This is a genomic window from Microcystis sp. LE19-8.1F, from assembly GCF_027531715.1.
GTDB classification, from domain to species: Bacteria; Cyanobacteriota; Cyanobacteriia; order Cyanobacteriales; family Microcystaceae; genus Microcystis; species Microcystis wesenbergii_A.
Genome location: NZ_JAPZSO010000035.1, coordinates 19,625 through 40,848 on the forward strand (window position 1 = coordinate 19,625; position 21,224 = coordinate 40,848).

The 21,224-nt window shown below is 44.1% G+C and carries 20 protein-coding genes, 1 tRNA gene and 2 pseudogenes; 7 read left to right on the forward strand and 16 right to left on the reverse strand.

Annotated elements, in window-relative coordinates; all coding sequences use genetic code 11:
* Positions 1–101: 101 nt before the first annotated feature.
* From O9334_RS22790 to O9334_RS04065, 4 genes and pseudogenes are all read right to left on the reverse strand, one after another.
* Positions 102–533 carry a GUN4 domain-containing protein gene (locus O9334_RS22790; protein ID WP_312675909.1) on the reverse strand — a complete coding sequence of 144 codons (432 nt, stop codon included), beginning with the start codon at positions 531–533 and terminating at the stop codon, positions 102–104.
* 192 nt (positions 534–725) lie between these two features.
* A pseudogene (locus O9334_RS04055) lies at positions 726–2,060 on the reverse strand (GUN4 domain-containing protein); the annotation flags it as partial.
* Positions 2,061–2,496: 436 nt separating this feature from the next.
* Positions 2,497–4,608, reverse strand: a complete 2,112-nt coding sequence (gene argZ, locus O9334_RS04060; RefSeq protein WP_287999514.1) for a bifunctional arginine dihydrolase/ornithine cyclodeaminase — start codon at positions 4,606–4,608, stop codon at positions 2,497–2,499.
* A 173-nt stretch (positions 4,609–4,781) separates the two neighbouring features.
* Positions 4,782–6,544 (reverse strand): annotated as a pseudogene (locus O9334_RS04065) (SWIM zinc finger family protein).
* A gap of 115 nt (positions 6,545–6,659) precedes the next feature.
* Between O9334_RS04065 and O9334_RS04075 the strand changes: the two are divergent.
* Positions 6,660–6,941, forward strand: a complete 282-nt coding sequence (locus O9334_RS04075) for a ParB N-terminal domain-containing protein (protein WP_041804185.1) — start codon at positions 6,660–6,662, stop codon at positions 6,939–6,941.
* 13 nt (positions 6,942–6,954) lie between these two features.
* Positions 6,955–7,647, forward strand: a complete 693-nt coding sequence (locus tag O9334_RS04080) for a helix-turn-helix domain-containing protein (RefSeq protein ID WP_061433420.1) — start codon at positions 6,955–6,957, stop codon at positions 7,645–7,647.
* Positions 7,648–7,805: 158 nt separating this feature from the next.
* On the opposite strand, the gene O9334_RS04085 is transcribed toward O9334_RS04080, so the two are convergent.
* The gene (locus O9334_RS04085; RefSeq protein WP_045356125.1) at positions 7,806–8,654 is read right to left on the reverse strand and encodes a M28 family metallopeptidase; all 849 of its coding nucleotides are present in this window, start codon (positions 8,652–8,654) and stop codon (positions 7,806–7,808) included.
* 109 nt (positions 8,655–8,763) lie between these two features.
* Here O9334_RS04085 and O9334_RS04090 point away from each other — a divergent pair, with 109 nt between their 5' ends.
* Positions 8,764–10,146: a flavin monoamine oxidase family protein gene (locus O9334_RS04090; protein WP_287999521.1), complete on the forward strand. Its 1,383-nt coding sequence runs from the start codon at positions 8,764–8,766 to the stop codon at positions 10,144–10,146.
* Between the two features lie 79 nt (positions 10,147–10,225).
* On the opposite strand, the gene O9334_RS04095 is transcribed toward O9334_RS04090, so the two are convergent.
* Positions 10,226–12,751, reverse strand: a complete 2,526-nt coding sequence (locus O9334_RS04095; RefSeq protein ID WP_045356123.1) for a mannose-1-phosphate guanyltransferase — start codon at positions 12,749–12,751, stop codon at positions 10,226–10,228.
* A 206-nt stretch (positions 12,752–12,957) separates the two neighbouring features.
* On the opposite strand from O9334_RS04095, the gene O9334_RS04100 reads away from it, so the two are divergent.
* Both O9334_RS04100 and O9334_RS04105 read left to right on the forward strand, forming a co-directional pair.
* Positions 12,958–13,149, forward strand: coding sequence for a hypothetical protein (locus tag O9334_RS04100; protein WP_045356121.1), 192 nt, complete (start codon positions 12,958–12,960; stop codon positions 13,147–13,149).
* Positions 13,150–13,311: 162 nt separating this feature from the next.
* A tRNA-Arg gene (locus tag O9334_RS04105) sits at positions 13,312–13,385 on the forward strand.
* Positions 13,386–13,510: 125 nt separating this feature from the next.
* Here O9334_RS04105 and O9334_RS04110 read toward each other — a convergent pair.
* Positions 13,511–14,059 (reverse strand): RDD family protein, encoded by a 549-nt coding sequence (locus O9334_RS04110; protein WP_045356119.1) that lies wholly within the window; start codon positions 14,057–14,059, stop codon positions 13,511–13,513.
* A gap of 414 nt (positions 14,060–14,473) precedes the next feature.
* Here O9334_RS04110 and O9334_RS04115 point away from each other — a divergent pair, with 414 nt between their 5' ends.
* On the forward strand, positions 14,474–14,833 hold the full coding sequence (locus tag O9334_RS04115; protein WP_045356117.1) for a DUF6464 family protein: 360 nt from the start codon (positions 14,474–14,476) through the stop codon (positions 14,831–14,833).
* A gap of 190 nt (positions 14,834–15,023) precedes the next feature.
* The gene (gene bioF / locus O9334_RS04120) at positions 15,024–16,181 is read left to right on the forward strand and encodes an 8-amino-7-oxononanoate synthase (RefSeq protein ID WP_287999525.1); all 1,158 of its coding nucleotides are present in this window, start codon (positions 15,024–15,026) and stop codon (positions 16,179–16,181) included.
* A gap of 54 nt (positions 16,182–16,235) precedes the next feature.
* Here bioF and O9334_RS04125 read toward each other — a convergent pair whose 3' ends face one another.
* From O9334_RS04125 to O9334_RS04165, 9 genes are all read right to left on the reverse strand, one after another.
* Entirely contained in the window at positions 16,236–16,643 is a 408-nt protein-coding gene (locus O9334_RS04125; RefSeq protein ID WP_045356115.1) for a PIN domain-containing protein, read from the reverse strand.
* Positions 16,630–16,872 carry an antitoxin family protein gene (locus O9334_RS04130; RefSeq protein WP_002763431.1) on the reverse strand — a complete coding sequence of 81 codons (243 nt, stop codon included), beginning with the start codon at positions 16,870–16,872 and terminating at the stop codon, positions 16,630–16,632. The genes O9334_RS04125 and O9334_RS04130 overlap by 14 nt, the downstream gene beginning before the upstream one ends.
* Before the next feature lie 292 nt (positions 16,873–17,164).
* Positions 17,165–17,650 (reverse strand): PIN domain-containing protein, encoded by a 486-nt coding sequence (locus O9334_RS04135; RefSeq protein ID WP_045356113.1) that lies wholly within the window; start codon positions 17,648–17,650, stop codon positions 17,165–17,167.
* Positions 17,647–17,892, reverse strand: a complete 246-nt coding sequence (locus tag O9334_RS04140; protein ID WP_002770883.1) for a UPF0175 family protein — start codon at positions 17,890–17,892, stop codon at positions 17,647–17,649. Before O9334_RS04140 ends, O9334_RS04135 begins: the two co-directional genes overlap by 4 nt.
* 190 nt (positions 17,893–18,082) lie before the next feature.
* Positions 18,083–18,223, reverse strand: a complete 141-nt coding sequence (locus tag O9334_RS04145) for a PEP-CTERM sorting domain-containing protein (protein ID WP_287999527.1) — start codon at positions 18,221–18,223, stop codon at positions 18,083–18,085.
* Positions 18,224–18,332: 109 nt separating this feature from the next.
* Positions 18,333–18,701: a clan AA aspartic protease gene (locus O9334_RS04150; protein ID WP_190357208.1), complete on the reverse strand. Its 369-nt coding sequence runs from the start codon at positions 18,699–18,701 to the stop codon at positions 18,333–18,335.
* Positions 18,698–18,973 (reverse strand): hypothetical protein, encoded by a 276-nt coding sequence (locus O9334_RS04155; RefSeq protein WP_002752924.1) that lies wholly within the window; start codon positions 18,971–18,973, stop codon positions 18,698–18,700. Before O9334_RS04155 ends, O9334_RS04150 begins: the two co-directional genes overlap by 4 nt.
* A 214-nt stretch (positions 18,974–19,187) precedes the next feature.
* A complete protein-coding gene (locus tag O9334_RS04160) occupies positions 19,188–19,472 on the reverse strand; it encodes a hypothetical protein (RefSeq protein ID WP_287999529.1) in 285 nt (94 codons plus the stop codon).
* Positions 19,473–19,852: 380 nt separating this feature from the next.
* Entirely contained in the window at positions 19,853–20,134 is a 282-nt protein-coding gene (locus O9334_RS04165; protein ID WP_199308146.1) for a hypothetical protein, read from the reverse strand.
* Positions 20,135–21,224 lie beyond the last annotated feature (1,090 nt).

Sequence of the window (21,224 nt, forward strand, 5' to 3'; positions counted from 1 at the left end):
CGATACAATTCTTAAAAATTGGCTGTTACCTTTATATGTTACATTTTACAAGTCTCGACGCGAGAGAAGAGATCAAAACACCCCACCTACGCCTGTAATCCTTAGATTTTACATTTTGCAAGTCTCGACGCGAGAGAATAAAATAAAGACCCAGTTCCACCACCAACTCCTCCCCAATTCCACAAATCAAAGATTCGGCATGGTAGATGTCCTCTAGGTGCATTTATATCGAAAATAGCCCTGTCGTATCTAATGTTTTTATTCTCCTTTCGCCATCCTATAATCAAACCGAAGTCATCCCAGAGCTTATCATTATATTGTTGACCATTATCAAGCTGATCAAATATTTGTTTTTGAATCGAAAAGCCAAATTTTTCTTGGCTATAGTTTAACCATAATTGATCAATTATTTGTAAGTCTTCACAAGGGAAAATATCTATATCTTTAACTCTTAAAAATCCATGTCTGTTACAAATTCTCAGCATAGTTTCAAAAGTTATTATGTCCGCTTCCTTCCATTGCTGCCGTTTCAATAAATCTTCTAAGTTCCGATAATCGATTCCTTTGGCGCTTTTAAGCTGGATAGATGGGGGAGTTTGAGGAACGGAAATAATGGGAGATTGAATAATTGTTGCTACAGGTTGTTTTTGATTAATAATCTGGTGACTAGAAGTCTGACAAACAAATATTCTTGAGGTTAGATGATAGATAATATAACTTCCTTCTCCCTTATAACCGTAGCGTATTAGCGGCAAATGACCTTGAGGTGCTTGCAAACTATAATTAATATCTTGCCAATTCCAACTATTATTTTTTTGCCAGCCTACCAAACTGCCAAAAATATCCCAATTTCTTTCATTATATTCTTCCATGCCACCGATTTCTCGATAGATTTGCCCCTGCACAGAAAAGCCAAATTTTCCGTTACTGTAATAAACCCATAATTGGTCAATAGTTCGCAAATCCTCGCAGGGAAATTTCTGTATATCTTCATCTCTTAACCAGTCTTTGACACGATTAGTTACTTTTCGTACCAAGTTCGCAGTTTCCTCGTCCGCTTCTTTCCATTGCTGCCGTTTCAGTAAATCCTCTAAGTTCCGATAATCGATTCCTTTGGCACTTTTAAGCTGAATAGATGGGGGAGTTTGTGTAATAGTTGTCTGGGGTATAGAGACTGATGTTTTTATCTGCAAAGCTTGCAACACTTCCGAGGCGGATTGATAGCGTTTTTTTGTACCAAACTCGATTAATTTATCCAGAATATTCCCTGAATCATTACTAACAGGATTATTAACCAACCACTGTCGCCATACCCATTGGTGTTCCCCCCCATCGAATAAATCAAAGGGAGATATTCCAGTTAATAAATAAAGGCAAGTTACACCCAAACTATACAAATCACTGGCATTAACTGCCTTGCCATTACCCTGTTCTGGGGCAATATATTCAGCAGAACCGATAATTGTTCCTGTCATGGAACGATTTAAAGGACTGACAAATTTTGCCGACCCAAAGTCCACTAAAATCAATTTATTATCGCTTTTTCTGCGAATAATATTTTCGGGTTTAATGTCGCGATGAATTACTTGTTTACTATGAATAAATTCTAGAATCGGTAAAATCTCTGACAAAAGATGTTTAATTTTGGCTTCATTAAATACTCCTTCCTGTTTTAATTCTTGTTCGAGATTTTGTCCTTCGATATATTCCTGCACGAGATATTGTCGCCCGTCATTACCGGTAAAATAGGCGTAAAGTTCGGGGATTTGTGGGTATCTTCCCAAACTATCTAAACGAATCGCTTCTTCTTTAAATAATTCTGCTGCTTTTTGTAAAGTTCCTGTTCCCTGTGCTGACGGGAAAAATTGTTTAATCACACAATAGGGTTTTGAAGGTTTATCCTCATCTATCGCTTGAAATGTTTTACCAAAACCCCCTTGACCGATTAATTTTAGCGCTCGATAACGTTCTCTGAGCAGTAATTGAGAACCGCACTTATGACAGAATTTATCCGTGGGGGTGTTTTGGTGCGAACAATCGGGATTGAGACAGAGACTCATAGCCGTTTGACAAGTGTGGGAAGATTAACCCCTATTATACTAAATCCGTTGAGTAACGCACAGAAAACGGGTTTCTCCGAGAAACCCGTTTTCTGCTCATGCACTCATGCAAAAAAGGGAATAAATAATCAGTCTTTAAGTAGGTAGGCGTTAAAAATTATCAGACACCACCCTTATCAAGGGGGGACTAAGGGTAGGGTTGATTCATGAATCAACCCTACTATGAATCAAACCTAGTACTAAGGGGCGATCGAACCTAAAACACATTTTTAATTTAATTATAACCAGCTACTTAATAACCAGATTTAGTATTATAGAAAAAGAAAGCAAGCTAGGGCGACTCTAGTGGGCAAATTTTCTCCGATAATTGGTTGAAAATATCGATAAAAATAGGTGAGTTAGCAAAGCGTAACCCACCCGATATCTATTTTGGGTTTTAAACCGTTTCTACCAAGGGACGGGTTAACTTATCCAACTGTTGGGTTAACAGACTCAGGAATAAACCCACATCGGTGACGATACCGACGGATTCTACAGAACCTCGATCGCTTAATTTTGTCACCACGGCCGGGTTAATATCAACACAGACCATTTTCACCCCCGCCGGTGTCATATTGCCCACACCGATGGAATGGAGCATACTAGAGAGCATGAGAATCATGTCTGCACCTTGAATTAAGCGGGAATATTCTTCCTGTGCTTTAATTAAATCCATCTCCGTATCCGGAAGCGGACCATCATCGCGAATTGAACCGGCCAAACTGAAGGGGACATTATTCTTGACGCATTCATACATTACGCCTTTTGTCAATACCCCGGCCGATACAGCTTTGGCGATGCTGCCGTGGCGACGGATGAGGTTGATAATCTTGAGGTGGTGACGATGGCCACCGCGCACGGGGATGCCTTTCTGCATATCTACCCCTAAAGAAGTACCCATGATCGCCTGTTCCATGTCGTGAACTGCGATCGCATTTCCCCCCAGTAAAGCGTGAACGTAACCATCGCGGATTAAACGGGAGAGATGTTGCGCTCCTCCAGTGTGAATGACCACCGGACCTGCCGTTACTACCACTTTACCGCCCTGGTCGCGAATTTGGCGCATTTCCCAGGCAATCTGCTCGACGGTTAACTCGACTCGGCGCTCGCTGGAAACCCCCGCACCCATAAAGGTAAATTCCTGGGTGCTGTTGCGTTGTTCCCTGGATTCCGCCTGTCGGATAGTACGGATGCCCTCAACTCCCACCATAACGCGATCGCCAGCTTTTAAATCCCGCAGCAGAGTACATTTTGCCGTTTTGCCTTCCGGACTTTCAGTGACGACGATGGCTGCATCCATGCGTTGATTTTCCACCCGCACCCATTCACAGTTAACCCGCACTTCCGTGGGATAGATGGTGCTGACATAAAAATCATCGGGAGCGACCCCATCTTGAGCGACAATGGCGGTATTGACATCACAGATTTCTTGGGGACGAGCGGCCGCACCGAGGTCGATCAATTGTACCATGATCTCCTCCATTACCTCGTGAGAGGGTGCAGAAACCCGCACTTCGGCCGAGGAGGTACTTTGGCGCTCAATCCCCAAAGTGAAGTTTAAAACCTTGAAACTGCCGCCATTTCCCACCACAACATCGAGAGCTTTATTCATAATTCCCGCGTCGAGCAGATGACCTTCTAACTGGAGAATGCGACTTTCAATGGTGACATTAGCGTGATGGTCTGGAATTAGGGGTTCCGTGGTACGCAGGGTTAAACATTTAGCGGCTCCTCCTGCTTTTAAGAACTCCGTTAGGGGAGTTTGTACCACTTCAAATCCTTTTGCGGCTAAGTTATGTTGTAAGTCGTCACTAATTTTATTCATGACGATTATTTGACCGATATTCACTGCATTACAAGCAAAGTTAACCGCATCGGCTTCTTCAACGATAATGCGTTTTTCTTCGGGAATTTTTAACTCAATTAACCGATTAGAATAGGCATCAAAAGCATCGGGATAGTAGAGTAGATAACCGCCACTAAGGGGACAAAAACAGGTATCGAGGTGATAGAAACGTTCATCGATTAAACGTAGGGATAAAACCTCGATATCGAGCCATTTAGCGATTAAAGGGTGAGAATCTAACTCAGTTCTGAAGCCATATCCTGCCCATAACCAACGTCCTTCCCGATCTAATAGTGCGTCTCCTGCACCTTCAAAGGGTAAATCTTTGGGCAGTTCATGAACCGTAAAACCGTTATCTTCAAACCACTGCTTAAAATAGGGTTCTTCTCCCTGTCTTTCTTTGTGTAAAAAGCGACTGAGAACGACAGTTTTTTCCAGAACTAAACCTGCATTAGCGGTAAAAACCATGTCGGGCCAGCCTTTTTCTGGTGTGACTAAATCCACGAGCGCCCGATCTTTGAGAACATGATAAAGCTGCTGCCATTGTTGCCTAGCTTTTTCCTGGGAAGATTTGTGAATGTTGCCCTCCATCCAAGGATTAATCACATAATCCACATCGTAATGATCGGGAGAACACATCAAAAAGCGAATAGTTTCAGTCATATTTTTTGACAATGAATATTCAGTATAAGTAGTCTGGAGATAAGTTTAGACCAATCTTCCATTATACTCCACTTTGCCCCGAAATGTCACTAAACCTAAGATTAGGACAATTACCGCTCTACAAGCTAAAAACAGCCCAGTTTTAGCCGATAACTGACGGCTAGAAGCTTAAATCATTGTAAATCCTGATGTTTAAATAACCCCATAAATTTCGATTTGCGTCCGTGTTCCTTAATTAAATTTTCCCGATAAGTTTGCCATTCTTCCCGTCTTCCTGACATATAAAAGGCATTACGAGCTTTTTTTAGCCATTTAATCGCTTCTTCGTAGCGATCAGCCTTTTTTTCGTCGAGTATCTTTTCCGCAGGAGGACGCGCGTGATCGATCACCCAGTTAGGATCGACGGTAGCAGCCGCATCCATTATCCGCCAAATTAGGTGAGACTGCACATAGGAATTATCAGAAACGACTTTAATTGCATCTCTAACTAAATTTTCGTGGAGAAATATATCGATTTTAGCCTCTGTGGAACGTCCACCGCTAAACTCGCGCAAGTAATCTAACAAGTCTAATTTTAAATCGGGCCAATCTTGCCCCGCTAAAGACTCAATTTTTTGGTAATGGGAAAAGGAAGGTTGGTCTTGAAATGCCTTAATTCTAGCAGCCAAAGCTGTATCTATATCCCCTAAAGATTGCGCTAGTTCACTTGTCCAGAGAGCTAATTGATAATAATAATTCCCTGGGAAATTTAGACCACCCCTGGCAATTATTAGGGCGGATTCTGGTGCGGATTCATCGCGTAAAGCTTTGGCAAAAAAGAAAGCTTCATCGTTTTTAGTTATCATATTTTTTGCCGCTGCCATCGCTTCGTCAATGCGATCAAGATAGACTAACTTAGTTAGGTATTCTACCACTTGTCCTGAAGCTAAAGCTAGATTCAAATATTCCTGATCTTTTTCCTGCTGCTCGAAAATTTCTAAGCGAATAGAAGTTAATTTTTGGGCATAATGGGGGATATTCCCTGACCACATTTCTGAAAAATTAGCCGATTCTCCTCGTAAAATCTTCTCTAAAACAGGATCATCCCATCCCTGTTGTAAGGCTGCTAAACTCATCTCAAAATCGGCACTCCATTCATCTTGCCATTGCTCGATCTTTTCCCTTAAATCTTGCTTTTCTTGGGGATTAAATTCTTTACTTAAAATTGCCTCAGTTAGAACTCGATCGATTCTGGCACTTAAATCATCATTGACAGCACCGTAATCTTCTAAATCATCCCATTCCTCGATACAGGCGCTAATAATTGCTTCTAAAATAGCGATCGCATTATCTGGTTCTCCCTTTTGATAATAATCTTTGGCCTCATCCACTAGGGCATAAATTTCATCAGAAATTGGATCTTCTTCGTAGTAATCTTCTTCGATCGCTCGTAGGGATTGCCGCAGTTCATTACGGACAGTATTACGATAAGCTTTGACATTAATAGTTATCTTCCCTCCCGCTTTATTAACTGGGGTAGCTGGCAATAAAAACTTATCAATTGTCTCGATAATTTCTGGGTGTTTAGCCACTAAATGATTAAGTAATTTTCTTAATTTACTTTCATCGATTGGTGTCAATAACTCCTCTAGGGAGGCTTTTTTAATAATTAATTCTGGTTGACGATAACAGGTTAATAAAACCGCCACAATATGCTTACACCAACCCTCGTAATCGTAGGACAGGAACAGGAGACATTCTCAAGATTATCTTGGTTAAAATCCATGGCAACTCGATAGGGTTTAACCTCACTACCACTCACTAAAGCTTGCAGGTTTTGCCCCCGTTGCCAAAGAGAAATAACTGCACCGCTATCGTAATAATATTGACCGCGCTGATAGGAAGCATTGGTGCTATTTTGCTGGATAATTTTTTCATTGATAGGAGGAATAGTCATAGTCAGCAAAGGAGAGGATTGGGTGATAAAATCTTGTCTGTGTCAAGAAAACTGCCAGCACCGAGACAGACCACTGCATCAGCAACCGAGTCAACTTATCTTCAGTTTAGCCTAAATGTGCTATAGTAAAGACAGTATGGAAATTAAAAACATTCCTCTGTCCCAAATTCGTCGTCCTTTACCGCGACAAACCGATCCCGAAAAAGTTAATCAGTTGATGCAATCGATCGCTGAGGAGGGATTACGAGAACCGATCGATGTTTTGGAGGTGGATGGTAACTACTACGGTTTTTCCGGTTGCCATCGCTTTGCCGCTCATCAGCGTCTCGGTAAAGAAACAATTCTCTGTCGAGTTCGTCGCGCCCCTAAATCCGTTTTAGCTAAACACATCGCTTAAGCTGAGAAGTCCCATGAATGAGTCCTTATATAAATATCATCGGCAAAAATTAGAGCAGTTAATGGCAGAAATTGGCTGTAAAAATCTGGAAGAATTGAGTCGGTTATCGGGTCTATCTTCTTGGCAATTGCAGAGAGTTCGCCATGGGTTAATCGCCAAATTATCCTCTGAATCTTTGGTGAAATTAGCTAATGCGCTGCAGCTGCCAGTTAGCGATCTTCTCGCTCATTTTCAAATCCCGACGATGGGGACAGAGGATCGTTCAGGGGAATCAAAAATTCTCGAACAAGAGTATCAAAATTTACAGCAAAAATTAGACAAGCAAAAAGAAGAATTAGCCGCAGAATTTCAACGTCAAAGCATCGAAGCGATCGAATCTTGGTTAGTTCAATGGCCCACGGCCGAGGCCGTTGCCCGCAAAAATCCCGACCTAGCAGCCGTCAAAATCCTCTCCCTAGTTAAACCGATTATGCAGTTACTGGAGCGCTGGGGAGTGCAACCAATTGACAGTGTCGGTGATCATGTGAGTTATGATCCGCAAATCCATCAATTGATCGATGGTCAAGCAGCAATCGGTACACCCGTTCTAGTGCGTTATCGGGGCTATCGTCATGGGGAAAAACTACTTTATCGTGCTAGAGTGAGTTTAATTAAAGTAGAAATGCCGGAAATTCAACCAGCAGAAACAGAAAATGTCACCGCTTAAAGTGATAATTCTTACATAGCTTCAGCGCCGCGAAAACGTCTTCGGAGAAGTTCTCTGAAAACGATATCGATAATTGATCGCAAAGGTAAAGAAATTGTTTCTGGCATCTTGACAAATTTGCTTATATGTGCTGTGAAAACTTCTCTCACGGTCTGCTTTTATCTCATCGGTAAAGATTGCAATCCAAAACAAAGACCTTGACACACTCGTGTTAGGAAATTTAAGTCTAAAGTAGCGATTGTATCCCGAGAACTATGATAATAGGGATTACGCATATTAGCCGTATCTGTCACCATAATTGCCGAATAACCGCGACTCCAAAAAGGAGAATGATCGCTGCGTCGAGTATCGGGGACGATATAACCTCCAAAAATTACGGGCAACCACTCGCAGGGAGTCTGATTTTCCCGCAGGACTCGACTGAGAAAATTTAAATCCTTGCGGGTTTTGAGATTGCCAATCAAAGCGATAAAATCCCCGGTGTTGGGATAAAAATATTCTAGAAAAGCCGGATATTTTTGAGAATGGGGATTTTTATCACAGTAACCGAGCATTTCTAAGGATAACATTAACCTTAAATCCTGCTTAGTTTGTTTTAATTTTTCCGCGTAGGCAATGCTCCCCAGTAATCCGTATTCTTCTAGATCGAAGGCAAGTAAACGAATTGGATAATTAGCATGATTCTCCCCAAAAAACCTCGCTAATTCTAATAATACCGCTAATCCCGTAGCGTTATCGTCGGCCCCCGGCGACCCCGGCACCGTGTCATAATGAGCGCCAATTAAAATCGGAGGTTTTTGACTGTTGTTAGGCAAATCCAAGATTAAATTTTCGTAAGCTTTTCCCCGAAAATGGAAAAAATGTGATTCAACCTTTCCCCACTGTCCTAACTCTTGTCGCAGGTATTCTCGCACATAAAAATGTCCTTGACTAGAGAAAAAAGGGTTTCTTTCTCGGACAATTTGTTCTAGGTGTTGGCTTAAGCGATCGCTAAGAAGATCAAACATTGATAGCAGCAGATAATTTAATTAAAAGAGCCAATGGATAGAGAAACTGAGGCAAAAATCGGAGAAAATAACAATTGTTAATGATCAAGTATTCTGTGGAGCTAAAATCATGACAAATCTCCAATTGACTAGCTATGAGTGTATCGTGATCGGGGCGGGATTAGCGGGATTAATCGCCGCGCGTAATCTCCAGAGGCGAGGTCATCAAGTTCTGGTAATCGAAGCGCGAAATCGTTACGGTGGCAGAATGTCTGGTCAATATCTCCCCTCCGGACAGTGGATCGATCGAGGTGGTCAGTGGGTGGGCCCAACCCAAGAGCGTTTTTTAGCCCTCCTTGATGAGTATCAAATACGTCGTTTTCCCTCTCCCAATCAGGGAAAAACCGTCCTAGTCTTTAACAAAAAACGCTATGAATTCAACGGTTTTTTTCAAGGTTTCCACGAGGGAGAAATACCGGATATCGGCCCGGCAGAATGGCAAGATGCGATGTCAGCATGGGCGCGTTTTCAAGAACTAGCCAAAACCCTACCTTCCGGTTATCCCCAAAGCAACGATCACACCAAAAAACTAGACAGTAAAACTTTTGCCCAGTGGATTGAAGAAAACACCACCACAGATTTTGGTCAATGGTATTTTGCTTATATGGCCCGTGCAGTGGGGTTTCTCGGGCCGGCCGAACCCAACCAAGTATCACTGCTGCACGTTCTTTGGGGACAAAATTGCGCCGCTCAAGCTGAACATCCAGAAGCCGAACTGATCCATGGCGGAGCGGGACAAATTCCCGACAAGATCGCGGCGGAGTTAGGAGGGCGAATTCGACTGGGGGAACCGGTTTTTCGCCTTAATTATGACTCGGCCGGCGTGACCGTAGAAACCAGCCAGAACACTTTTACCGCCAAATTTGCCATCATTGCCATGCCGCCCCATCTTGCCGGCCGCATTATTTATCATCCCCCGCTGCCACCCCAGCGAGAACAACTAACCCAACGAGTACCGATGGGATGCTGCGCTAAAGTCCTGATTTCCTATGAACAACCTTTCTGGCGAAAACAGGGACTAGCGGGACTTGCTCAAGGGAATTGTCAATGGTTGGAACTCTGTGCTGATAGTTCCGATCCCGAAACCGGCGTCGGGGTAATGGCCACCTTCCTAGTTGGCGATCGCTATAGTCGTTGGCGCTCGATGAGTGGCCCGGCGCGCCGTGCCGCCGTCCTCTCGGATTTAGCTATTTATTTCGGTCAAGAGGCCCTTTTCCCGATCAGTTACGATGAGGTGGATTGGCCCGGGGAGCCCTGGACTGGTGGCGCATATTCCGCTTTTATGCCCCCCGGAGTCTGGACAAGTTTCGGCGAGGCTCTTTTTACTCCCGTCGGACCGATTCACTGGGCCGGCACAGAAATGGCCGATCGCTGGCCGGGATTTTTTGAGGGAGCGATCCGCACCGGTGAGGCAGCGGCCGATCGAATCGCCTTGCTTTTACGCGAAAAATGAGCATCTACAGGGCTACGCACCTCCTTAGGTCAAAAAAGTCATCATAGTCAATTTTCGTGGATAATAGGGCAGAAAAATCCTAAATCATCACTATTTCGCCCTGGTAATGTTCGACGAAATATTGGACACGATGACGATATTCTTTAATTGTCCGATCGACCCATTCCCGATGTTCACTGTTAGCGTAGATATGCACTAAAGGTTCTCCGGCATCGGGTAAAATCAATACCCAGTCATCATTAAGGGGATTAATCACCTTCACCCCATCGATCAACTCTAGATTATCGGTAGCGTGAGTTTCCACCAGATAGCGCATCAAGGATCCCTTTACTTTCCAAGGACAACGCACCGCCGTATTCTTATTATAAATGCGCGGTAACTCGGCCCGCACCTGAGCTAGAGAACGTTCCTGAATGGTTAACATCTCCAAAAGTTTCGCCACGCTGAACATGGCATCGAAACCGGGATGTAATTGCGGAAAAATAAAGCCAGTTTGCCCTGATCCTCCTAAAACCACATTAGGATTGGTTTGACATCCTTCCATTAAAGCGCTAGGACTGGCTTTTGTCCGCACCACCCGGCCATCGTGACGACGCGCGATCTGTTCCACGGCACTAGAAGCATGAACCGGCACTACCACTGTACCGCGAGGATGGGCGGTCAGAATTGTATTCACCATTAAAGCGGTTAATTGTTCCCCGCGAATCGATAAACCACTCTCATCGACGAGGACTAATTGTTCTCCGTTGGCCGAAACTTGTACGCCTAAGTTCGCTTTCAGGGCCTCCACCACATGGCCCAATTGATGGATCAGTAACTCTCTTTCCTGCATGGAAAGGGCATTCTGACGTAAACTGGCATTGAGAACCACGGCATCACAGCCAAATTTGGCCAGTAATTCTGGTAAAATTGCCCCTGAGACTCCGTAGGCGTAATCAATGACGATTTTGGAACCACTATTGCGAATGGCCTCCACATTTAGCTGAGTTTCAAAGGTTTTGCGGTAATTATCGAGAATATCAGCCGGATAGGACATACTGCCGATTTCCTGCATTCCCACCCGTCGCAGATCTTCTTTGAAATAAGCACCTTCGATTTTCTTTTCCTTGGCTTTGGAAACATTAATCCCTTTTTCGTCTAAAAACTCGATTAAGAGAAAATCCGGGCGATCCGGGTGGATACGAACGTGAATGCCACCGACTACGTTTAATTTAGCCACTAAAGTCCTGGAAATCGGTAAAGCATTCGCTTGTAGGTTTTGGATATTCACCCCCACGGACATTAAACCGGCAATCAGCGAGCGACTGACCATGCGCGAGACACTACGTTGATCCCGGGAGACGATTACCGTTGACCCCGGTTTCAGGATGGAACCGTAGGATGCCCCCAGTTTAACGGCGAATTCGGGCGTGATATCGATGTTAGCGAGGCCCGATACTCCTCGTTGACCGAAGAGGTTTTTATGGGCAGTATTTCCCCAAATCAGGTTAATATTGAGGATGGCTCCCGATTCGATCTGTTTACTCGGCCAGACTCTGACCCCAGAATTGATCTGCGCTTCTTCCCCCACGATCGATAATTGTCCGATCACCGCACCTTCGTGTACCTGGGCCCGTCGATCGATTCTGGTTCCCCTAGCGATCGTACAAGCGGCTAAATTGACCTCATCCCCGATCACCACACCATTCCAGAGGATGGGACGTTTCAGATCGGAACCAGCACCGATGGTGACATTATCGCCGATAACCGAACCCCTCTCGATCAGAACATTTGCACCAATACGGCAATGATTGCCGATCATGGCCGGTGCCTCGATCTGGGCGCTAGGATCGATATAGGTATTAGTGCCGACCCACACCCCGGGGGATTTTTCTCGATAGGGAAATTCTAGGTTAACTTTGCCGGATAAAGCATCGTATTGCGCTTCTCGGTAGGCCTCCAGATGACCGACATCGCACCAATAACCATCGGCCACATAACCATACATAGGTTCGCCCCTTTGCAGCAGCAGCGGAAACAAATCTTTAGAAAAGTCGGTTTCTTCTTTGTAGGGGAGATAATCGAGGACTTCTGGTTCGAGAATATAGGTTCCGGTGTTGACAGTATCGGAAAAAATCTCGCTGGTGGATGGTTTTTCGATAAAACGGCGAATTCTGCCTTCTTTGTCGGTAATCACTACCCCAAATTCGATCGGATTGGCAACCCGCGTCAGGACGAGGGTTGCTTTCGAGTTTTTACTTTTATGGAATGCGATCGCTTTTTGCAGGTCAAAATCGGTGATACTATCGCCACTAATCACCAGAAAGGTATCATCTAACCATTCGGCAATATTTTTCACACATCCTGCGGTGCCTAGGGGTTGATCCTCCTCGACAGCGTAGGTGATTTTTACCCCAAAGTCGCTGCCGTCTTGAAAGTAGTCGCGCATGACATCGGGAAGATAGTGCAGGGTGGTGATAATTTCGGTAATGTCATGTTTTCGTAGTAAATTGATAATATGTTCGGCGATCGGACGGTTGAGAATCGGGACCATCGGTTTGGGAAGATCACAAGTAAGCGGACGTAATCTTGTCCCCGAACCACCTGCCATTAATACCGCTCGCATAATTTCCTCCCAAGGCTATCTTTTCGCCGTTTTTAAATATTTTTTTCAAATTCTGGCTTGAGTTTCCCGACCTCGATCGAGCTAGTCCCTAACCGGCATTCTAACACCGTCCCCCCGATTCAGAACAATATTTTCTTTTCCCAAGCCAGCAAAACCAAAGCTTAAAATAGGAGATGTGAATTGTCTAAATCTAAGGATGAGATGGCATGAGACTGGTTATTTTTCTCTTAATAATTGTTTATGGTGCCGGTGGTTGGAAATTCTGGAATGGATACAGAAGCACTAATTTTAGTTCCAGTTTACCCAATCGTTTAGCTCTAACGCTGTTCTGGCCGCTTCTGTTGGCTGTTAATCCCGCCTATCGCAAGAATTTTCAAAAAGCCCTCAAGGGCAAATAAAATTAACATACTGCCAAGGTCACGGCCATAAAACAGAAAGTGGGTGGGTATCGAGGCGTTTTCTGCCGGATTAGTCGAGATTACCCCCCCCAAAAAACCCTAAATAATCCATGGCAATCGGCAATTTAGCTGTGGATGGCTTATTATGGTTAGGGAAAAAAAGGGGTCGTAGCTCAGTTGGATAGAGCGAGTGCCTCCTAAGCACTAGGCCGCCGGTTCGATCCCGGCCGATCCCGCCTTTTTCAGTGATCAGTGATCAGTAAACAGTGAAAAGATGCTGGGAAACTGCTATTTAATACTGCTCACTTAAAACTCAAAACTTAAAACTGATAACTGATAACTGATCACTGATCACTGATATTTATCTTCTCATTCTGCCCTTAACTTGATACCAAAGCCTTCTTAAACGTAGATCGAGAGAAAAACCCCGACTGGTGGGAATAACAATCGTGCCACCGATGCGATCGTGGAAAGCGCGGTTAAATTGCTCATCACCGATCGCCATACCACAGTCGGCGAAAAGGGGCGAAGATAATAAAATCAAACTTAAAGGATTGCCAAAAAAAGTATTTAACCCTACCATCATTAAAGCTGCCCCGCCACCAGCGATCGCCTCTCTTTTGCTTAACTCCAAAATTCCGGGTAAACGCTGAAGTCGTAGATCGATGACCTTCATATCCAAGGCCCAACGTCCTAAACTCTGACCCTGATTCTGCGCTACTAATAACACCCGCCAACACCACCAGATCAGGAGAAAAAGGAAAAATTGCAGTACAGGCGCACTATTAGCAAAGGAGCTTAAAAACCAGATCGAGGCAAAGTCGATCAGGAAAGCATAGGCGCGACGATCTAAGGGAATTTTCGGAAATTTTTGCGGTAGATTATCTTCAGGCGGGATGGGGTAAACCATAAAAGACCTCTTGTAAAAATCAAAAATTGTTGTTAGGGTTAGGGGTCAGTAGCCAGTAGTCAGGAGTCAGGAGAATTAAGAATGAATGATAATCAGTTAAATAATCTATTTACAGACTTTATGCCATTTAATTCTTATTTTTGCCGTTTTTGAACCCTGAAAAATTAATTATGCAAGAGATTTAAAGTAAATTCTCGGAAAAATCCTGCTGTTTATCTTCCACTTTAATCGGGAAATTGGCAATTCTAGGATAGTTGTCTCTTGTCTTTTTTCTCCCCCCGTCTCGGAGTCTTCTGTCTGGGGGTCTCCTCACCTAAGGTCAGATTTTTGATTTTTGCAGGAGATATAATTATTAATCGACTCGGAGATCTAAGCTACCATTGAGCAAAGGTAGCCCAGAATACAGGGATAATCATGGAGCAAGATTCATTAACAACGGAGGTTATTCTGACCCATCCGCGGCAAAGTTTGGGAGAGATACAGTTGGATTGGATGCCACAACCGGGTAATTATTTGGCCTTAAAAGGACAAACCTATGCGGTTTTGGAACGTCACCACCAGTATCAATACAAGATTGGTGGCTATTGTTTACGCAAAATATCCCTTTATGTACAAACTGCTCCCACTCCTAACGAAAAAAGTTTTATTGAAGGACGTTGGGTGATGGGGGATGCTAGTTGTCGTTTTAACGCCAGATCCGAACTGTTACGCTGTGCGATTAACCCCTCCGGTCCCTGTCAAGATTGTCGTTTTTACGAAACTATTAACCCTTAAAAGAGCCTTTTTCGGCAACAATCTGGCTATTTTCCCCAGCTAAGCTAAGACGCATTTAAACCGCTTACTCTTAGATTAGCCGAACCGCCCCCAATCCCTTTACTGTTGCCTTTTGCCTCTTGCCTCTTGCCTCGTCTCAACAAGCAATTTAAATTAAGAACAGCTTAATCGCTATATTGATCAATCGCCTATGAATCATCCTTATTCTTGGATCGAGGATAGCTTAAAAACCCTCCATCGGGCCAATTGGTATCGAAGGGTTAAAACCATTCAAGGCCGGGGCGGAGCCGTTATAGAATTAGAGGGTCGATCGCTGCTCAATTTTGCCAGTAATGATTATCTGGGATTAGCAGCCGATGAAAGAATGATCGCGGCAGCCATAGCAGCGACACAAAGCTATGGAACCGGAAGCACCGGCTCGCGTCTATTAAGTGGACACCGAGATCTTCATCGAGACTTAGAATTAGCGATCGCATCTTTTAAAAATAGCGAAGACGCGATCGTTTTTAGTTCGGGATATTTAGCCAATTTGGGGACAATTACCTGTTTAGTGGGGCAGAAAGACCTGATTTTAGGCGATCAATACAATCACTCTAGCCTCAAAAATGGAGCCAAGTTAAGCGGTGCCACGGTGAAAGAATACCAGCACAATAGTCTCGAAGATTTAGAAAATCAGTTATTAGCCCACCGTCATCACCATCGTCATTGTTTACTGCTCACCGATACAGTGTTTAGTATGGATGGGGATATCTGTCCCCTAGCGGGAATTCTCGCTCTAGCCGAGATTTATAATTGCATGGTTTTGGTGGATGAGGCCCACGCTACCGGGGTTATGGGGGAAAATGGCACAGGTTGCGTGGAATATTGTGGTTGTCAGGGACGGGAATTAATTCAGATGGGAACCCTGAGTAAAGCTTTGGGCAGTTTAGGGGGTTATGTGACCGGAAACGCCAAAATTATCGATTTTATCCGCAATCGCGCCGCCACCTGGATTTATACTACCGGTTTATCCCCCGCCGACACCGCGGCCGCTAGAATGGCTTTAGAGATTATTCGTCTGGAACCGGAACGTCGCCAACGTCTACACCAAAATATTAATTTTGTCAAGAGTAAATTAAATAATCTTAATATATTGCCTTCGGAAGCGGCCATTTTATGTTTACCGGTAGCCAATCCGGGTCAAGCCCTAGAATTATCGCAAAAACTGCTAGAAAAAGGGATTTTTGCCCCCGCCATTCGTCCTCCTACCGTTCCCACCAGTCGTCTGCGGTTTACTGCCATGGCTACCCATAGCCTCGCCCATCTAGAGGTTCTTGTCCAGTCTATTGGCGAATCTTTCCCCACATAGGGAAAAAGTTTTTGGTGGGAGCAGGGTATGGGAACGGCTTATGCTGCGGCAGGTTTAGGGACTCTTGAAAGGATTGACAATTTTCAGCCCATCAATGTCTGAATAGCCAAAGTCTTCTGTATAGAGAGTTTCGACGTTTGCTTCCAAACAAGCAGCAACCACCATCGAATCCCAATGAGACAAACTAAAACGGCTGATCAAGTCCTCAGCACGATTAATCACAGCCCAAGTTGGCAAAGCTGTGTACCAAACCTGTTGCAAATCTCGAATGTACTGATAGGCTTGCGCTCTGTCATACCCAAATGGCTCAAGTTTGCGGCTTGCCGCTAAATATTCGCAGGCAACCCGCCAAATTAAAACTCCCTCTGTCAGATTAGCTACTAGAGAAGCTGCGATTGCCTGCTCACTAGGATAACGCGAATCATTGACGTAAATTAAAACATTTGTGTCAACGGCGTTCATGCAACATATCTCTCGTAAACTGGGGAGCATTAGAGGGAATGGGGTTTTGTTGCATTCGCTCAACAAGCAGCCTTAAAAAATTCTGCCTAGCCGCAATATCGGTAATCTTTGGGGGAATAATTTGAGGTGATTTTACAAAAAGCTCCACCTCAGTGCCTTCAGGTAAATCGTAAGCTGTTTGAAGGATGAACGTACCACTATGATAAATCGCTTTCAAAGCTTGGGGCATGGGGAAATCTCTATCACAAGAATTAGGGGTGATTTAGTTAGCTGCTTACAGTCTAGCCTACAGGATTGCCCCTCTATTTTAACCAAAGCTAACATTCCTCAACTTGGCCCACCAGATCAGCATTGCACTTTAACCCACAGCTTCAATCAATGTGCATGGTGCGTTCCCCCAAAAATCGATCGGTGAAGCAGTAGGAGCCACATTAGGGAACGCACCCCACCAGATCAGCGTGCTGCTACGCAGTGCCTTCGGCATCGCACTTTGTAAAATGGGTTGAAATATTGCAATAGACTCATTCTCCCGCAATTGTCAAAACCTTTCTGTAGAGTGTTTCGCTAATTCGGAATTCTGCTTTTGAGATTAGCTGATCAACAATCGGTTTAATATTCATAATCAATTCTTTTTGCTTGGCTTCGAGTAAAACGCCCAATATTCCAGTAATATTTAGCCCAAGATATCGTGCAACTTTGCGTCCTTTTCTTTCATCCAAAATTAATATATCTGCGCCTAATTCTAGCGCTAAAATAATCCCTTCTGATTCTCCTCGGTCTAATTTATTGAGTAGTTGATTAACTTGGTTTTGCTGGGTGACGGGCCGTGTTTCTATCCAAGATAAGGTCATGATTTCAATCGTGCCAGGAACGGCGTAACCTAAACTCGCCATTTCCTCATAAACGGCTTGAGGAATGATAATTGTTCCATAGAGTTGATGCAAAAGGGTTAACTGGTTAACGGCGGCTAGGTTGGTAATGGGTGAGGTGTCACTCACGACGATCATAGTCTGCCTAGTTTTTGTAAGGTTTGGATGTCTTCTTCTAATTCTTCAAGGTCATAATGGACACAAATCTCTCGTAGATTAAGTTCGTGTTGAAATTGGAGGAGGTTCATGCCTGCAAGATGACGGGCTTTGCCGATGCTGATTTTGTCTTGTTTAAAGAGCATGATGGCGATTTCTAGTTTTAGCTCGTCTTCGGAGAGTCCTGATGCGGTCAGTATGTCATTAGGAATAACTACGCTCATAATTTTTAGGGGTTGGCGATTGTCAAATCAGCGATGGTTTTATGATAGCTCGCTTGTGTCTAGTGCCTTGAGGGAGGTTTATGATTTCTCCAATCTCCGTTAAAAAGAAGCAAATATCAAATAATCCTCTTTTAAATAGCAAAAAAAGAGACCCTTGCGGTTCTCCTGTTGTAATACCTTCAATTAAAGCTTAGTTTTTGTCTGCCTGAGTGGGGCGGCGCTTGAAGCCAGCCCCCAGAGCGACGACAGCCCCCAGACCAACGAGGGCAGAGGGTTCCGGGGTTTGAGCGGGGGGAGCGGCATCGCACTTAAACCCACAGTAAATGTGCATGGTGCGTTCCCCAAAAATCTATTAGTGGAGCAGTAGGAGCCACATTAGGGAACGCACCCCACGGCTGCGTTGTTAGACCGCACCTCACCGAATCTCTTCTAGCACTGGCTCATAAGGCTTCAATCTTGACCTTACCGCCCTCAATGTTATCGACCTGCAACCGATATCTGTAAAGCAGCGCCATTCCTAGTAGAGGCTCTGTTTCTGATTCTGCAATATCAATCTCTTGGTACTGCCCATCCCATATCACAGTCCCAGTGTACAGATCAAAATAAGTTTCACTGCCATCACCCAGCGTGACAAAATCAGAACCACTCCAAGGTAAATTTAATGTAGCGATGATTGTAGAGGGCAAAGATAAAAATCCATTGAACCCGGTATCAATCACCGCGTCAACCGCTTGCAGTTGCCGATTTGAGTTTCCGACTACAATCGTTAGCGTGGCTTCACGCCGCCAATTGACAACACCTTCCATCATGGATTTTTCTTCAAACTCCGTGCCCCGAAATGATAAACAGCGCGATGTCCGATACGAATGATCCAAGGTTGGGCATCGGGGTGACGTTCAAAGAGCCGATTAGTTGCAGGCACAACGTTTTCATCGACTTCAAACTCTCCAGTTTCAATGTCGATCGCTACAATCTTACCTTCATTACCGGCTTCGACTTGCTGCCGAATGCCAGATTCGTAGAGTTTTTGCCCTCGCTCGGCTAACTCATCTTTGGGATAACGCCGTTGACGAACTGCCATCTGGTTGACCTCAACTCAGTATTTTGCCTTAATTATACTCTGATTTATTCTAACGAAGTGCTCCCGCTCTACTACTGATGAGCCGCCTCATCGGAAGCCCCCCAGTGGTGCACTTCAAATTTGAATCGGCGCTTCAATCAATGTGCATGGTGCGTTCCCCAAAAATCGATCAGTGGAGCAGTAGGACTTGCATTAGGGAACGCACCCTACAAGATCAGCGATCGCACTTAACTACACGCTCCATAACACCCCCACCAAAAGCGGCAGCAACGTTGTAGCCAATTTTGATCCCAAAGAGCCGAGCATGGGGGTGTTTCTCGCTCAATAAGTCAGCAGCGTGTAAGCCATTTTCATCAACTTTGTAGTCACCTGTTTCAATGTCAATGATGACCATCTTGCCAATGTTTTCTTCAACTTCCACCTCTTGGCGGATTCTGCTTTCGTACAGTTTCTCCGCACGTTGAGCAACTTCTTCACGGCTTAAAAGGATTGCTTGCATATACTAACTCCCGATTACGGCTTTTCTATTTAATTAATATCCCCAGCGAGTGGGGACTAAAACAATTATCTTTATTAATTCTAAAGGGATATGTGTTTCCATGCAATTAAGGTCCCCAGCGAGTGGAACGGTGGATCGAATCTAAACGTCGGTGGGATTCTAAGTGGTTTCCATTCAATTAAGGTCCCCAGCGAGTGGGAACTCCTATGGGTAGTATGATTGAAGATAAAGATAGCTTCAAATGTTTCCATTCAATTAAGGTCCCCAGCGAGTGGGAACAAAGCCATTAATCAACAATTACCCAATAAACAGATGGTTTCCATTCAATTAAAGTCCCCAGCGAGTGGGAACTTTACATTTCTTCAAATAATCAAAAAGGATTACTGATTAGATAGACTTAAAGTACAAACTCGTCGCAACATATTCTGACTAGCAATACTATCAGCGGGAACTAGAAAATATTGAGGCCAATAATCTATAAAAGTAGTGTAGGTTTTCCAGCTAGGATTAGCACTTAATTTACCATGATTACAGGACTTGGTATAAGCATTTCTTGTTCTGCCACCAATACTGTATTCAAAGATAACAACTTTTACCTTTGGGTATGTATCATTCTCGCTATAAAATCCATCTTCATTATTGAGAGTATCGTCAGCTAACATAATTTCAAATTTGACACTACGCTCATTTAATTTTATGATTTCACCGTTATTAGTTTGACCAAAATCTACCCACTTTTCTTGTTTATTTTGAGCTAATACAGGTGTTGTGAATATAGGTAGACAAGAAATTGCGATCGCTGTAGTGTATTTGATTAGTTGCATAATTTTAGAACCTCACAATGAATTAAATATAGTTTCCATTCAATTAAGGTCCCCAGCGAGTGGGAACTCAAATCACCTCAGTCTAAAAATAAGGGGGAATTAGTTGATGTTTCCATTCAATTAAGGTCCCCAGCGCGTGGGACGCACCCTACCAGATCGGCGATCGCACTACTTTTCAAGCTTTTTGTCCTTTACTTAGGTCTCAGACATGAGCTTTATTTTTACATGATCTAATCTTTCTGAAAGATTACCTTTCCTTATCCTTGCTTTATTATCAATTTCGTCTAAGTAGTCATGCAAAATAAATTTCCTAGTGAAGACAGGCAAGAGGCAATAGGCAAGAGGCAAAAGCTTTATCGAAATGTGTAATTAATTTTGCTTAGGTACTTATTTCTCCAGCCCATAATAAATAAACCTCAGCGTCACGGTATACACACCACTGCGATTGATGAGACCCTTTTGCCCTTGGGGCGGATCTGAAGCCAGCAAGTGTCGGCCGCCCCGTTGTATTCATAGAAGCGCCCCGTCTCCCTGTCAGCAATGACAGGCAGCCCGTAAAGAGAACGCATCTTATCCAACGGATCCCCCGGGCATAGCTGCCTTGGAGTGCACCCTGCTGGATTGTCGCTATACAGCTGGGCGACCACATTTTCACTAAACCAGACTTGCACTTGAGGATAGTAATAGTGGGGACTCAGATACCCTAATTCTTCTACCTTGCGTAACGGTAAGCCAAGTTTATTTGTGACCTCGCTTGGCGAATCCCCGATCGCGATCCCACCTAGCAAAATTTCGCTCTCAAGCACAGTGCCCTCACGCGCTAACGTAAGGGGAGTGGCAAGAGATAGGAGTAGGACGAGTGATAGTGCTTTCATGCCGCCTAACCACATATTATAGGTCAACTTTCTGTATAAAACTCTCTGGGGTA

Bases quoted from the DNA above. Each gene is read 5' to 3' on its own strand.
- argZ (WP_287999514.1), bottom strand. From the start codon at position 4,608: ATGACTGAAACTATTCGCTTTTTGATGTGTTCTCCCGATCATTACGAT.
- O9334_RS04075 (WP_041804185.1), top strand. From the start codon at position 6,660: ATGTGCTATAGTAAAGACAGTATGGAAATTAAAAACATTCCTCTGTCC.
- O9334_RS04080 (WP_061433420.1), top strand. From the start codon at position 6,955: ATGAATGAGTCCTTATATAAATATCATCGGCAAAAATTAGAGCAGTTA.
- O9334_RS04085 (WP_045356125.1), bottom strand. From the start codon at position 8,654: ATGTTTGATCTTCTTAGCGATCGCTTAAGCCAACACCTAGAACAAATT.
- O9334_RS04090 (WP_287999521.1), top strand. From the start codon at position 8,764: ATGACAAATCTCCAATTGACTAGCTATGAGTGTATCGTGATCGGGGCG.
- O9334_RS04095 (WP_045356123.1), bottom strand. From the start codon at position 12,751: ATGCGAGCGGTATTAATGGCAGGTGGTTCGGGGACAAGATTACGTCCG.
- O9334_RS04100 (WP_045356121.1), top strand. From the start codon at position 12,958: ATGAGACTGGTTATTTTTCTCTTAATAATTGTTTATGGTGCCGGTGGT.
- O9334_RS04110 (WP_045356119.1), bottom strand. From the start codon at position 14,059: ATGGTTTACCCCATCCCGCCTGAAGATAATCTACCGCAAAAATTTCCG.
- O9334_RS04115 (WP_045356117.1), top strand. From the start codon at position 14,474: ATGGAGCAAGATTCATTAACAACGGAGGTTATTCTGACCCATCCGCGG.
- bioF (WP_287999525.1), top strand. From the start codon at position 15,024: ATGAATCATCCTTATTCTTGGATCGAGGATAGCTTAAAAACCCTCCAT.
- O9334_RS04125 (WP_045356115.1), bottom strand. From the start codon at position 16,643: ATGAACGCCGTTGACACAAATGTTTTAATTTACGTCAATGATTCGCGT.
- O9334_RS04130 (WP_002763431.1), bottom strand. From the start codon at position 16,872: ATGCCCCAAGCTTTGAAAGCGATTTATCATAGTGGTACGTTCATCCTT.
- O9334_RS04135 (WP_045356113.1), bottom strand. From the start codon at position 17,650: ATGATCGTCGTGAGTGACACCTCACCCATTACCAACCTAGCCGCCGTT.
- O9334_RS04140 (WP_002770883.1), bottom strand. From the start codon at position 17,892: ATGAGCGTAGTTATTCCTAATGACATACTGACCGCATCAGGACTCTCC.
- O9334_RS04145 (WP_287999527.1), bottom strand. From the start codon at position 18,223: ATGCACATTTACTGTGGGTTTAAGTGCGATGCCGCTCCCCCCGCTCAA.
- O9334_RS04150 (WP_190357208.1), bottom strand. From the start codon at position 18,701: ATGATGGAAGGTGTTGTCAATTGGCGGCGTGAAGCCACGCTAACGATT.
- O9334_RS04155 (WP_002752924.1), bottom strand. From the start codon at position 18,973: ATGGCAGTTCGTCAACGGCGTTATCCCAAAGATGAGTTAGCCGAGCGA.
- O9334_RS04160 (WP_287999529.1), bottom strand. From the start codon at position 19,472: ATGCAAGCAATCCTTTTAAGCCGTGAAGAAGTTGCTCAACGTGCGGAG.
- O9334_RS04165 (WP_199308146.1), bottom strand. From the start codon at position 20,134: ATGTTAGCTGACGATACTCTCAATAATGAAGATGGATTTTATAGCGAG.